Source organism: Paenisporosarcina indica, from assembly GCF_001939075.1.
Taxonomy (GTDB): Bacteria; Bacillota; Bacilli; order Bacillales_A; family Planococcaceae; genus Paenisporosarcina; species Paenisporosarcina indica.
Genome location: NZ_MPTA01000008.1, coordinates 1 through 13,392 on the forward strand (window position 1 = coordinate 1; position 13,392 = coordinate 13,392).

General features: G+C 39.2%; 17 protein-coding genes. 2 read left to right on the top strand and 15 right to left on the bottom strand.

Annotated features, from left to right (window positions below; translation table 11 throughout):
* Positions 1-21: 21 nt before the first annotated feature.
* The gene (locus tag GY23_RS15795; RefSeq protein ID WP_075620160.1) at positions 22-699 is read right to left on the bottom strand and encodes a KinB-signaling pathway activation protein; all 678 of its coding nucleotides are present in this window, start codon (positions 697-699) and stop codon (positions 22-24) included.
* Between the two features lie 147 nt (positions 700-846).
* Here GY23_RS15795 and gerD point away from each other — a divergent pair, with 147 nt between their 5' ends.
* A complete protein-coding gene (gerD, locus tag GY23_RS15800; RefSeq protein ID WP_075620161.1) occupies positions 847-1,464 on the top strand; it encodes a spore germination lipoprotein GerD in 618 nt (205 codons plus the stop codon).
* Positions 1,465-1,524: 60 nt separating this feature from the next.
* Here the strand turns inward: gerD and GY23_RS15805 are convergent, their stop codons facing one another.
* From GY23_RS15805 to GY23_RS15815, 3 genes are all read right to left on the bottom strand, one after another.
* The gene (locus tag GY23_RS15805) at positions 1,525-2,583 is read right to left on the bottom strand and encodes a P-loop NTPase (protein WP_211270694.1); all 1,059 of its coding nucleotides are present in this window, start codon (positions 2,581-2,583) and stop codon (positions 1,525-1,527) included.
* Positions 2,584-2,706: 123 nt separating this feature from the next.
* Entirely contained in the window at positions 2,707-3,420 is a 714-nt protein-coding gene (locus GY23_RS15810; protein WP_075620163.1) for an N-acetylmuramoyl-L-alanine amidase, read from the bottom strand.
* Between the two features lie 100 nt (positions 3,421-3,520).
* The gene (locus GY23_RS15815) at positions 3,521-4,225 is read right to left on the bottom strand and encodes a YetF domain-containing protein (RefSeq protein ID WP_075620307.1); all 705 of its coding nucleotides are present in this window, start codon (positions 4,223-4,225) and stop codon (positions 3,521-3,523) included.
* Between the two features lie 167 nt (positions 4,226-4,392).
* On the opposite strand from GY23_RS15815, the gene GY23_RS15820 reads away from it, so the two are divergent.
* Complete coding sequence (locus GY23_RS15820; protein WP_075620164.1) at positions 4,393-4,692, top strand: hypothetical protein; 300 nt, start codon at positions 4,393-4,395, stop codon at positions 4,690-4,692.
* A gap of 209 nt (positions 4,693-4,901) precedes the next feature.
* On the opposite strand, the gene GY23_RS15825 is transcribed toward GY23_RS15820, so the two are convergent.
* From GY23_RS15825 to rpsK, 11 genes are all read right to left on the bottom strand, one after another.
* Positions 4,902-5,507 carry a YitT family protein gene (locus GY23_RS15825; RefSeq protein ID WP_139311139.1) on the bottom strand — a complete coding sequence of 202 codons (606 nt, stop codon included), beginning with the start codon at positions 5,505-5,507 and terminating at the stop codon, positions 4,902-4,904.
* A gap of 127 nt (positions 5,508-5,634) precedes the next feature.
* Positions 5,635-6,444: an alpha/beta fold hydrolase gene (locus GY23_RS15830; RefSeq protein ID WP_075620165.1), complete on the bottom strand. Its 810-nt coding sequence runs from the start codon at positions 6,442-6,444 to the stop codon at positions 5,635-5,637.
* 454 nt (positions 6,445-6,898) lie between these two features.
* Entirely contained in the window at positions 6,899-7,291 is a 393-nt protein-coding gene (rpsI, locus tag GY23_RS15835; RefSeq protein ID WP_075620166.1) for a 30S ribosomal protein S9, read from the bottom strand.
* An 18-nt stretch (positions 7,292-7,309) separates the two neighbouring features.
* Complete coding sequence (rplM, locus tag GY23_RS15840; protein ID WP_075620167.1) at positions 7,310-7,747, bottom strand: 50S ribosomal protein L13; 438 nt, start codon at positions 7,745-7,747, stop codon at positions 7,310-7,312.
* Between the two features lie 167 nt (positions 7,748-7,914).
* Complete coding sequence (gene truA, locus GY23_RS15845; RefSeq protein ID WP_075620168.1) at positions 7,915-8,664, bottom strand: tRNA pseudouridine(38-40) synthase TruA; 750 nt, start codon at positions 8,662-8,664, stop codon at positions 7,915-7,917.
* Positions 8,665-8,681: 17 nt separating this feature from the next.
* Entirely contained in the window at positions 8,682-9,479 is a 798-nt protein-coding gene (locus tag GY23_RS15850; RefSeq protein WP_075620169.1) for an energy-coupling factor transporter transmembrane component T family protein, read from the bottom strand.
* Positions 9,479-10,348, bottom strand: coding sequence for an energy-coupling factor ABC transporter ATP-binding protein (locus GY23_RS15855; protein WP_075620170.1), 870 nt, complete (start codon positions 10,346-10,348; stop codon positions 9,479-9,481). The genes GY23_RS15850 and GY23_RS15855 overlap by 1 nt, the downstream gene beginning before the upstream one ends.
* Positions 10,324-11,169: an energy-coupling factor ABC transporter ATP-binding protein gene (locus tag GY23_RS15860; RefSeq protein WP_075620171.1), complete on the bottom strand. Its 846-nt coding sequence runs from the start codon at positions 11,167-11,169 to the stop codon at positions 10,324-10,326. Before GY23_RS15860 ends, GY23_RS15855 begins: the two co-directional genes overlap by 25 nt.
* A gap of 290 nt (positions 11,170-11,459) precedes the next feature.
* Positions 11,460-11,840 carry a 50S ribosomal protein L17 gene (gene rplQ, locus GY23_RS15865; RefSeq protein ID WP_075620172.1) on the bottom strand — a complete coding sequence of 127 codons (381 nt, stop codon included), beginning with the start codon at positions 11,838-11,840 and terminating at the stop codon, positions 11,460-11,462.
* 51 nt (positions 11,841-11,891) lie between these two features.
* Positions 11,892-12,836, bottom strand: coding sequence for a DNA-directed RNA polymerase subunit alpha (locus tag GY23_RS15870; protein ID WP_075620173.1), 945 nt, complete (start codon positions 12,834-12,836; stop codon positions 11,892-11,894).
* A 145-nt stretch (positions 12,837-12,981) separates the two neighbouring features.
* Positions 12,982-13,371 carry a 30S ribosomal protein S11 gene (gene rpsK, locus GY23_RS15875; protein WP_075620174.1) on the bottom strand — a complete coding sequence of 130 codons (390 nt, stop codon included), beginning with the start codon at positions 13,369-13,371 and terminating at the stop codon, positions 12,982-12,984.
* Positions 13,372-13,392 lie beyond the last annotated feature (21 nt).

Sequence of the window (13,392 nt, forward strand, 5' to 3'; positions counted from 1 at the left end):
CAATTGGGTGCCTTTTGATTTTTATGCTTTAGCTTTTGAAGCTTGTGCTCTTGCTTTACGACGTTCTTCTAATTTCATTCGATCCACTTCAGACTTCGCGTTATATTTTGGAAGTTTTAATAGTTGGTATGCATTAACCGCTAATAGTGGGAATAATAAAAGGGTTACATAACGGTCCACATCTTTTTCATCAACCATTAGTACTGGTAACCATTCTAATGTTGTAATAACAATCATGAAAAATAACGCTGAAATGAACGCATGCTTTTTCGTCCATTTTGCTTTGAAATATGCCACCACTAAGCCTGTAATTACTAACATGGCTAAAAGTCCCAAGTACAACAATAGTTGAGCTTGTGTGTCGGCAAGCGGCATAAAACGGAATTTAATTAAATCAAAAATTACTAAAGCTATAATTAATAATTGAACCCAATTCCACAATGTTAACGTTTTGAAAATATTAACACCAAATTGATGAACAGTTAAATAAGCAAAGAATCCCATTTGACTTAGAACGCTCATGGTCATTCCAAGAAATACAAACCACAATAAACTTGCCGCAAATTCCAAGTACTCTCCACTTGCCAAATAAGGAGAAAATGCGTCATCCCATCGAATAATCATTGCAAGTGCTCCGGTGACAACTCCACCAATTACAAGTGCCTTGAAGAAAAATATAAACCAGTTTCTTATCGTCACAACAAAAAATCCTCCGTTTTCTCGAGTTCCTTTATTGATTGTAACAACGAATAAGCAAAAAATCTAATTTACAAAGTAAAATCTACATAATCTCCTCGATTTTGTGAACAATAAATGAAAAGGTCCAGAGAAGAAAAGAGGTTGAGTATGCGAAAATGGGCAATTCTTATAGTGATCTTCGTATTAGCAGGATGTGGAGCACAACCACAAAGCAATCCCTCTTATGAAGAAACGAAAAAAATGGTCACCGATACACTTCAAACTGAAGAGGGCAAAAAAGTGATACGTCAAATGCTTTCGGATCCAGAGTTCAAGAAGCTTCTAATTCTTGAATCAGATGAAATTAAGAGTTCTATTGAGAACACCCTTCTGACAAAGGATGCAGAAAAGTTTTGGAAAGATACATTTAAGGACCCTGCCTTCTCCGAAACTTTTGCGAAAAGCATGAAAGATCAACAATCAGACATCATGACTGAATTAATGAAGGATGCATCATTCCAAAAAGAACTAGAAACCTTTTTTGGTCAGCCGGACATGCAAAAGCAATTAGAAACCATTCTGCAAGCATCAACAATGCGTAAACAAATCGAGGAAATAGTACAAGAAACAATAGAAAGTCCACTTCTTGAAAAGAAATGGCAGGATTTAGTTAAGGAAGCTGGACTGCAACAAAAAGAAAGCGGTGGCGGTGGCGGTGGCAGTGGCGGCGAAGCGAAAAAGACATCGGAAGGCAGCGGTAGTGGCGGCGGAAATGAAAAGAAATAGGCGTAAAATAAAACCCCTAACTTGCTGAAGTTGCGAGTTGGGGGTTTGTTTTGTTTTGTTTTATTTTATTAATTTATTGATAACTTTCGAAGCAATCTCTCCATATAACATGCCTGTTGGGTGAGTTGCTGTATAAACAGAAGGAGCAAAATCGGCTTCATTCCAATCCGGTTGGCCTAATGGAATTTGTCCAAGTAGTTCTGTGCGAAGCTCATCTGCAAGCTTCGGCCCGCCACCTTTACCGAAAACATACTCTTTTTCACCTGATGTTTTCGATTCAAACCATGCCATGTTCTCAATTACACCCAGAACTTCATGATTTGTTTGAAGTGCCATTGCACCTGCACGAGCAGCCACAAATGCAGCTGTTGGATGCGGTGTCGTAACGACGATTTCTTTAGATGCCGGAATCATTTGATGGATATCAAGTGCTACATCACCTGTTCCTGGAGGTAGATCAAGTAATAAGTAGTCTAATTCGCCCCACTCAACATCTTTAAAGAATTGATCTAATACTTTTCCGAGCATCGGCCCGCGCCATACAACTGGAGCATTATCTTCAACGAAGAAGCCCATTGAAATGACTTTTACTCCAAAACGCTCAACCGGAATAATACGGGTGCCTTCAATTTTGGGACTTTGTTGAATCCCCATCATATCCGGTACACTAAACCCATAAATATCGGCATCAATTAATCCAACTTTTTTCCCTAAACGTGCAAGTGCTACAGCTAAATTAACAGATACTGTTGATTTCCCTACTCCGCCTTTACCTGATGCAATTGAGATAAACTCCACTTTGTTTAATGGAGACAATATATCTTGTGCTTCTGATTCAGTTGAAGTACCGCGGAACTGTGCCAATACTTCTGCTGGCAATTCTTGAAAACGAATGCCGACAGTGCCAACACCCGCTTCTTTCAATGTATCTACGACTTTCATTTGCAATTGCATTTGCTCAGCCGTATTTGTTTTAGCAATCGCAATCTTAACGCTAACGTGATTTTTTTCCTCTTTAATTGATACTTCTTTGATGCCATCTGTTTCGGTTAAGGTTTTATGTAAAAAAGGATCCTGTAGTTGACCTAGCAGTTCACGGACCTGTTGTTCATTCATCAATTGAGACACTCCTTTTATGTACATTTCGTCCTATAGTATATCATATCGGATTTGTCTAGGTAGAGTAGGATGATTTATGCTATAGGAGAAGTGAATTGATGAAGTGTTCTTGTCAACCAACCATTATTGCATTTGACTATCGACATATTCTTCGATACCATCTGCAATCGCTTCTGCCATTTTTTCTTGATATTCTTTAGAGGTTAACAATTTTAATTCTTCAGGGTTACTCAAGAAACCTGTCTCAACTAATACTGCCGGGACCGTTGCTTTTTTCAGTAAGTATACTTGCTTAATGGCTAACGCTTCGCGCTCCGTATTGCCAATATGTTCGCGAATTGCCCCTTGAATTGCTTTTGCCACAGCCGCTCCTTCTGCATGCCCATCCTTATGATAAAAGACTTGAGCACCACGCCACTTTGGATTAGGAATTGAATTCACATGTACACTAATAAATAAATCGGCATCTGAACTAGCGATCATTTCTTCGCGCAACTTTAAATCTGCCACTTTTCTTGCACGAACCGTTGAAAACGTTGCGTTCGGGTCATGTTCCGCTACTGCATCCTCCGCTTTCGAGCGCGTCATCACAACTTCCGCACCTAATCGTTTTAATTCTTTCTCAAGCTCTTTTCCAAGTGAAAGTGTAATGTCTTTCTCTACAACTTCTCCTACAGAAGCTCCACCATCCATTCCACCATGACCCGGGTCTACCACAATCTTCATCCCACCAAGAGGTGCAGGTAAAAAGAATGCACGGTCCGATGCTTGCGTTTCATAAACCACTACAGTTACAGACACTAACAATAAAAGTCCAATTACAATCCAGCGTTTCAACGCTTACGACACCACCTTTTAAACTCACTATACGCACGTCCGATTCGAACTATGAGCAAAAGTAGAGGTCCTTTTAGGAAAGTAATTTTATTAACAAGTATTAGTGATCGTCATCCCTTAAGTCCATGTAGACGGAACCATCTGACTCGACTTCTGCATAAAATACTTGTTGCGGCGAATTAACTCCATGTTTTTTCAATTGCTTCATTACCCAGTCTTCAGTTAAGTTTAGCCCTTGCAAATTCTTTAATACGATTTTACCGTCGTCAATAATTGTAGTAGGCATATACTCTGGTATTATAATTTGAGCTTTCACATCTTGTTTCGTTGCCGCTTGTTGGGCAACCTTTTTAAAGATACTGAGTTCTCCATTTGTTTCTAATACGGCAAAGTGCACATCTTTGACTGAGAAAATACCTTGTAACCTTAACAACATAGTTAAATCACTAACAGGGAGGCGACTTTTCTTGAGTTCTTTTTCTAGTATTTTTCCGTTTTTTATGACAATCGTTGGTTTATCATCTACTAATGCTTTTACTTTGTTTGATTTTAATGAAATGAAACTGACGACCATCGTAAGAATCGACCACCATATCAAAGAGGTGATTGAATTTAGGAAATGTGTATCATCATGTGCAACCATTTCTCCAGCGATTGATCCAATCGTGATGCCTGTGATGTAATTAAAAAATGTTAGTTGGCTTAATTGTTCTTTCCCTAAAATTCGAGCTAAAAAAAGCAAGACTGCAAAAGTAATAGTTGTTCTTAAAAGCATTTCCCAAAAGCTATATTCGTCAAAATTCATATTTGAAAATCCCTTCTTTTTGGCTACATTGAACTTCATTGTCTCCTTAATCATTATCACTTATTCCAAAAAGTATCGTCATTTGTAAAAGTATGACTGGCTTATTGATATACCACCGAACAAATTCATTAAAGTTACATACCATAAGTATTGGGGGGGCATCTAAAATGAAAGATCGCCAGTTTCAAAAAAATATTAATCCGGATTATACCCTTAATGATTTATTGAAAGGGAAAGACCTTGATATTATTGCGGCTTCCTTACTGATCCTAGGTAAATTAAAAGTTGATTCAGTTGAGTTATTTCGGAATTCCCCAACGATAGGTATTTCATTGATTGGAAAGTATCGAACTATAGATGATTTCAAAGAAAATGCAATGGATGAATTCTTAAACAGCAATGGAAATATGACAGTTGATGAAATTTTTGATGCTTTATCTAAACGGATGAATAAAAGAAGGATGTGATACATTTGAGCAATACTAATTCCGAATTTAATAGTGTACGATTTATTAATGGTCTCTTACTCGTCATTTTCATCTCTCTTCTCCTCTTTGGTTCTACAAATATAAAAACCACGGCTATTAATTTCCCTACTATTTAAGCAATGACAAAAGCCCCTTTCACCATAAGATGAAAAGGGCTTTTGGCGGCGCTATATGTTTAGAACCTTCAACTAATACGCATACACTTTTTCGTTTTTCCTTTTCACAGAAAGCAGACTGGTCATAGTTCCCACACAAATGACTGTTATACAGGATAAAAGAATAGAGCCTTCTTCAACAAAAATGCTTCCTATACAAACAATAATAAAATCAATAATAAAAATAACAATTCCCGGGTTTAATTTCGCATAGTTGGCTAACATCTGACAAAGTAAATCCGTCCCACCTATACTCGCATCAAAATGTAGCATAATTCCGATTCCCGAACCCACAAACAAACCACCTAATATCGCACTGACAAAAGGGTTTTGATCCAAATAAATCCCAAATCCACGGAGCGGGTGGTATGTCAAATCAATCATAAAAGACGAAAACAACATGCCATGTAAGCTATTATAGAAAAAAGGACGGTGGTAGAACCACGCCAGAAAAAAAACTGGGATACTCAGCAAAATCACTACTAACCCTACAGGTGCCCCGGTCAGATAATGTAATATCAAACCCATACCAAAAGTACCACCATCCAACAATTGATGATTAACTAAAAAAACATTAATACCAACCGCCATTAATAAACTTCCGATAATGACGGCTATAAATTTATGTAAAATGGCCAATGCTTTACCACCTTTAATAATTGACGTACTAAAGTATATAAATAAATCCTATTCAGCTTGTACTTAATTCCGGTAAAAAAGATAGCTTTACTAAAAGTAAAACTATTTCCGATTATCAATTGACGAGTTATCCGATAAAGCGAACAAGTTCTCGATTAAATTTTTTCATTTCACAATAAAACAATCCATGCCCACTATAATAAAAGGGGATCAATTCAGAATTTTTTATTCCCATATGCATGAGTTCACTAAATACAAATGGGCAGACTTTATCATGTTTCCCATGAAATATGGCCGTTGGAACATTGATTTTGGTTAAATCTTGTCGTAAATCTTCATCCCTGAGTGAGACGAGAGCCATAGCAGTTGCATGACTTGAAGCCTCTAAACCTAAACCCTGAAACCAGTCCTTAAAACTTTCAGTCAAGTATCGAGCAAAAAAGATATCTCCAAAGCCCTCAAGCATTTGAGGACGATTTGAATAAGTGTCTTCAATTAGTTTGTTTACTTCGTCTTTGGTTATTCCATACGGATAATCCGGACGCTGCGTGAAAACAGGTGCGGCTGCACCAAAAAGGGCAAGTTTAGAAACTTTATGACCAGCATGGCGTGCCATATATCGAATAGCAATCGCCCCTCCCATCGAGTGTCCAGCCAAGATGACATCCTCCAATTGAAGCTTATCAATTACAACGCGAACGTCGTCTGCCATTCGATCGTACGTATAACCCATCCATGGACGATCGGATTTCCCAAATCCCCGATGATCAATTCCGATACATCGATACCCCATTGCCGGAAGCTGATTAAACTGATATTCAAACATTTTGTGATTGGCTGGCCATCCATGCAAAAATAGGATTGGTCTTCCGTTACCTGGATCTAAGTCTTCTACGTAAATATTCACACATTCTTCGACCGCAATATAATAACCGATTGGTTTTCCTCCTTTAAGCGTTTACACAAGTTCTTAGTATTGGGCTAGGTTAAAGAATACTGTTGATGTTGATGTGAGCGTGCATTTTCGCCTTGCATACCGTGAAGAATGATACTTACATGTATGGGGTTTTCATACTTCGGACCATGTGGCTAGCGTAAATGTACGATAAACAACAGGATTGTTTAACATAGCTTAGTATTCAGTAGTTTTCGGTTTCATTTTTATCATATGTATCTTTTGAGGTAATCATTCGATTTGCATTATCGACTACCCCTCTTCAAAATCCTAGGGTTTTATATGTTGTCCTCTGAGATTCAAATAACAATGATCATCGAAAGATATACTGAACTGTGATTAGTAATCGTTTGTGGTCAAAACGTTGTCAAAATTTTTTACACACACAAAAAAGACCCCCAACCAAAATGGTTGAGGGTCTTGAAGTGTATATTGATTAACGTTTTGAGAACTGAGGTGCACGACGTGCGCCTTTAAGACCTGGTTTTTTACGTTCTTTCATGCGTGAGTCACGAGTTAATAATCCTGCAGATTTCAACGCTGGACGGAAATCAGGATCTACGTTAAGTAGTGCACGAGCAATACCATGACGGATTGCGCCTGCTTGACCTGTGTATCCACCACCATTTACGTTTACATGGATATCATAGCTACCTAGAGTATCAGTTGCTATAAGTGGTTGTTTGATGATTTCGCGTAATGTTGCAAACGGTACGTAATCCTCTACGTCGCGTTTGTTGATAACAACTTTACCTTCACCTGGTACTAAACGTACACGTGCTGTTGAGCTTTTACGACGACCTGTGCCGATATATTGAACTTGTGCCAAGGTTGTATCCTCCTCTTATTATCCGCGAAGCTCGTAAGCTTCTGGTTTTTGTGCTGCATGTGGATGTTCTGCTCCAGCGTATACGTGAAGTTTAGTGAACGTTTGACGACCTAAAGAGTTTTTAGGAAGCATTCCTTTGATTGCTAATTCCAACATTTTTGTTGGGTATTTTGTACGCATTTCTAATGCTGTACGTTGTTTCAATCCACCAGAAAATTGAGTGTGACGGTAGTAAATTTTGTCTGTTAATTTTTTACCAGTCAATTCAATTTTTTCAGCGTTAATGATGATCACGTGATCACCTGTGTCAACGTTTGGTGTGAAAGATGGTTTATATTTACCACGTAAGATAGAAGCTACTTCTGAAGCTAAACGTCCAAGAGTTTGGCCTTCAGCGTCTACAACTAACCACTTACGCTCTACTTCGTGACCTTTAGCCATGAATGTTGTACGCATGTATTTTGTCCTCCTAATTCGATCTCATCTAATTTAAAACTTTCCATATCATCATCAACAATAAGGTTTCGGGGCTTATCGTGGAGTTAATGAAATACCATATGTAATCTTATAACGGCAAGGCATTAAAGTCAAGTGTTTTTCTTAAAACACCTGGACGTGTTGCTTCAATCAGAATAAAATACATTTTCCAGGTACAAACCATGAGCTGGAGCGGTTTTGCCGGCTTTCTTTCGATCAATTGCTTCCAGTATGGTAGCCATCTCGGAAGGTTCGCGTCGACCAATTCCAACTTCCCATAAATTGCCCGCAATAATTCGGACCATATTATATAAAAAACCATCGCCTTCAATAATCATATGAAGTTCGTCCCGTTCTACTTCTATCAAATCCAATCGACTAATAGTACGGATACGATCTACTACTTCTGTACGTGCAGAACAAAAACTAGTGAAATCATGTACCCCTAGAAACGCCTGAGCGGCTTCTCTCATACGCGGGATATTTACTTTAGCTCCAGGCATATGCACGACATAATGTCGCTTAAACGGACTCTCTACATCTCCTAGACACCATTTGTAACGATATACTTTTCCTAAGGTACCGTATCTCGCATGAAAATCACTTGATACTTCTTGTACAGAAACAACACGTATATCACCAGGTAGTTGAACATTTAAGGCACGTTGCCAGCGATCGATTGGGAATTGCAAGTCCGTGTCAAAATGTATGACTTGTCCAGTGGCATGAACACCTGCATCCGTCCGCCCACTAGCCACAACACGAACCTTTACACCTTTATGCATCTTCGTAAGTACCCGTTCTAATTCAAGTTGGACAGTTCGTTCATTCGGCTGTACTTGATACCCCGCGAACCCTGAACCGTCATACATGATAACTGCTTTTAAGCGTTTCACGGCTATCCCCTCCTGTCTTAAGATCGTAACCACCAAAGTACCACGGCTACAAATCCCAGCAGTACAAGCGCCGTGTGATCGCGCCAATCCCATTTCAATTGACGATAACGAGTGCGTCCTTCACCACCACGGTATCCTCGTACCTCCATGGCCACAGCTAAATCTTCAGCCCGTTTAAATGCACTGACAAACAAAGGGATTAATAACGGCACAACCGCTTTAAGACGCTCTTTAATCGAGCCAGTACTAATATCTGAACCACGTGCCATTTGAGCTTTCATAATTTTATCTGTTTCATCCATTAATGTTGGAATAAAACGTAGTGAAATGGACATCATCAATGCCAGCTCATGTACGGGCAATTTAAATCGTTTAAACGGATTTAACAAGACTTCCATGCCATCTGTAATCGAGATTGGTGAAGTTGTTAACGTTAAGATCGATGTAATAAAGACCAACACCATAAAGCGAACAGAAATAAAAATCCCTTGTCTTAATCCTTCTTCATACACTTCGATGAATTGCCATTTCCATAATAAATCTCCTTCTTTTGTGAAAAAAAGGTGTAATAAAAATGTGAAAATCAGAAGAAATATAATGGGCTTTAAGCCATTAATCAAAAAATACAGTCGAATGCGTGAAAAGAAGACAGTTAAAAGTGTGAATGCTAGTAATAATGCGTAGGTCACTGCATTATTTGCTAAAAAGACAATGGCAATAAACAGGAAAACAAAAATTAATTTGGAGCGTGGATCTAGTTTATGAATAAAGGAGTCTCCCGGTATATAACGACCAAAAATCATCTTCTCCATCATTAGAAATCACGTTCCTTTCTAACAATGTTTCCCATTTCAACTGCTAACTGTTCTTCCGTTAAACAAAGTTTGTCTAGCGAATACCCAAGAAGCAATTCAAATCTACGTTGTAAACGCACCACACGGGGAGCGGAAAGCTGAAACTCAGATAAGTGTTGTTCATCCCCAAAAATCTCTTCAGGGTCTCCACTTAGTACGCAACGTCCCTCATGCATAATCGCTACCCGATTCGCATAGCGTGCTGCATCTTCCATAGAATGGGTAACCAAAATGATAGTTAATCCTTTTTCTACATATAACCGATGAAATAACTCCATGATTTCTTGACGACCTCGAGGGTCAAGGCCGGCTGTAGGTTCATCTAGTACTAATACGCTAGGTTCCATCGCTAAAACCCCTGCAATGGCCACTCTACGCATCTGACCACCTGATAAATCAAATGGAGACTTCTCGAGCACTTCCTCTGGCAACCCTAATTGCTCTACCAAGGCACGTGCACGACGTTCTGCCTCGTCCGCTGGCACACCAAAGTTTAAGGGACCAAACATAATATCTTTCAACACCGTCTCATCGAACAATTGATGTTCTGGGAACTGAAAGACAATCCCAATTTTTTGACGAACGGGTTTTAAGTTCTTAGCTTTCTTATTCGCCCGAATCTCCAAACCTCCGAGCTTTACAGTTCCTTCTGTAGGTTTCAATAAAGCATTTAAGTGTTGAAGTAATGTAGACTTGCCAGATCCCGTATGGCCAATGATTGCTTGATAAGAACCTGATGGAATGTGAAGATTAACATCTGTCAGAGCTTGTTTTTCAAAAGGAGTTCCTTTGGAGTAGGCATATCCTACTTGTTGAAGTTCGATATCCATATATCCTTCACCAACTCATCTTCTGACATATGCTCTGTTTCCAAACTAACGCCTTGTGCGAGCATTAAGCTACTCATTTTTAATGAAAACGGCAAATCTAAACCCAACTCAACCAACTCTTGTCCTCTTGCAAAAATTTCTCTTGGAGTTCCTTCTGCATGCATTTTACCTTGATTCATCACCAAAATACGATCAGCTAGTAATGCTTCCTCTAAATCATGTGTGATCGACAACACCGTTAATCGTGTATCTTCACGTAATTTATGTACCGTTGTTAGTACTTCTTCTCGTCCTTGAGGATCGAGCATTGAAGTTGCTTCGTCTAATATTAATATCCTTGGTTTTAAAGCAAGTGCACCTGCGATTGCAACACGTTGCTTTTGACCACCAGATAAATGATGAGGTTCACTATTTAAAAATCGTTCCATTTTCACTTGAGCAAGTGACTCATGGACACGTTTAACCATATCTTCGAACGGTATTCCGTTATTTTCTAAAGCAAAAGCAACATCGTCTTGCACGGTAGCCCCGACAAACTGATTGTCTGGATTTTGAAACACCATGCCCATTTGTGAACGAATTGCCCATAAGTTTTCTTCATTCAGCGTTTCACCAAGAACTCTCACTACTCCTTCTTGAGGAAATAATAAACCATTCATTAGCTTCGCCATTGTGGACTTCCCTGAACCATTATGACCAACAATTGCAATCCACTCGCCATCGTTGATATTAAATGATATGCCATCAACTGCTTTTCGCATATCCGAATCTTCTGGTGAATATGAATACGTAACATCTTGTAACGATACTATTTCATTCATGCCATTTACCTCCTCAAACTCCGCTCACGTTCAGCTCAACTCAACTACTCTTATATATTTTACGACAAAATAAAAAAGCGCGCACCTCATTCAGAGAAATGCGCTCTTCTATATCTGTCTCGTATTCGGTTGCTCAGACCGTCTACGTGAATGAGGTGCGTAGAGCTAGACAAGACGCAGCCAAATGACCCGCTCATCATAACACTCTGCTTTTCATTATGTCGTATAAATCTTTTTTTAAAAAAGAAGAGGGCGGCTACTAACCTAGAACCCTCTTCAAATTGTGATGATTAAACTAATTCAATCACTACAACAGGTGCTCCGTCTCCACGACGAGGTCCCATTTTCATAATACGTGTATATCCGCCTTGACGATCAGCGTAGCGTGGTGCTACATCATCAAACAATTTTTGCAAAGCATAAATTGTTGATTCATTGCCTTCTTCATCAGTAACGGTTACTAGTTCACGACGAATGTATGCAGCAGCTTGACGACGTGCATGCAAATCTCCACGTTTACCTAATGTAATCATTTTTTCACAAACAGAACGCAATTCTTTCGCACGAGCTTCAGTCGTTTGAATACGCTCGTTGATGATTAAATCTGTTGTTAAATCGCGCAACATCGCTTTACGTTGAGAACTTGTACGTCCAAGTTTTCTGTAACCCATAGATGTTTACCTCCTTTGTTGAATATTGAACTTTTATATCAAAAAAGTCGCTTAGTCTTCTTTGCGTAATCCTAAGCCAAGCTCATCTAACTTAGCTCTAACTTCTTCAAGTGATTTACGTCCAAGGTTTCGTACTTTCATCATGTCGTCTTCTGACTTGTTCGCAAGTTCTAGTACTGTATTAATACCAGCGCGCTTCAAGCAGTTGTAAGAACGAACAGAAAGATCAAGTTCTTCGATCGTCATCTCTAACACTTTTTCTTTTTGATCTTCTTCTTTTTCAACCATAATTTCAGCCGTTTGTGCCTCGTTCGTCATACCAACGAAGATATTTAAATGCTCTGTTAAAATTTTCGCACCAAGCGAAATCGCCTCTTTTGGACCGATGCTGCCATCTGTCCACACATCTAGAGAAAGTTTATCGAAGTTCGTCATTTGACCAACACGAGTATTTTCTACTTGGAAATTGACGCGTGAAACTGGAGTGTAAATAGAGTCGATTGGGATCACGCCGATAGGAAGATCCTCACGTTTGTTTTGATCAGCAGGAGTGTAACCGCGGCCGCGTTGTGCATACATACGCATACGCAAATGACCATTTTTACCGATTGTTGCAATATAGAGATCAGGATTTAAAATTTCTACATCACTGTCATGTGTAATGTCAGCAGCAGTAACCTGCCCATCGCCTTTAACGTCTATTTCGATGACTTTTTCTTCATCAGAATAGATTTTAAGAGCTAATTTTTTCACATTCATAATAACTGAAGCAACATCTTCAACTACACCCTCAATAATAGAGAATTCGTGAAGCACGCCATCAATTTGAATAGAAGTAACAGCAGCTCCTGGTAAAGAAGACAACAGGATACGACGTAGTGAATTACCCAATGTGTTTCCATATCCACGCTCAAGCGGTTCTACAACAAACTTGCCAAATTTGGCACCTTCGCTGATCTCAACCGTTTCAATCTTTGGTTTTTCAATTTCGATCATTCAAATATACCCTCCTTCAAAACATCGAATGTATAGGTTCGTTCCATCATGAAATCGATAGTAACTAGACTTATCGGTGATTGCACAACTCAGTTTGTACAAGAAATGATGTTCTCAATCAATTAATTGAAATGAGTAGCACCTATTACACGCGACGACGTTTTGGTGGTCGGCAACCGTTATGTGGAACTGGAGTTACATCTTTAATAGCTGTAACATCTAGACCAGCAGCTTGAAGTGCACGAATTGCAGATTCACGACCGGCACCAGGACCTTTTACCGTAACTTCTAACGTCTTAAGACCGTGTTCAATAGAAGATTTTGCAGCGGCTTCAGCAGCCATTTGTGCAGCAAACGGTGTTGATTTACGAGAACCTTTGAAACCAAGTGAACCAGCACTTGACCAAGATACCGCGTTACCTTGCATATCTGTAATCGTTACAATTGTGTTATTAAATGTAGAGCGGATGTGTGCAATACCAGATTCGATATTCTTTTTCACACGACGCTTACGTGTTTGTTGTTTACGTGCCATGTTAGGAAGAAACCTCCTTTA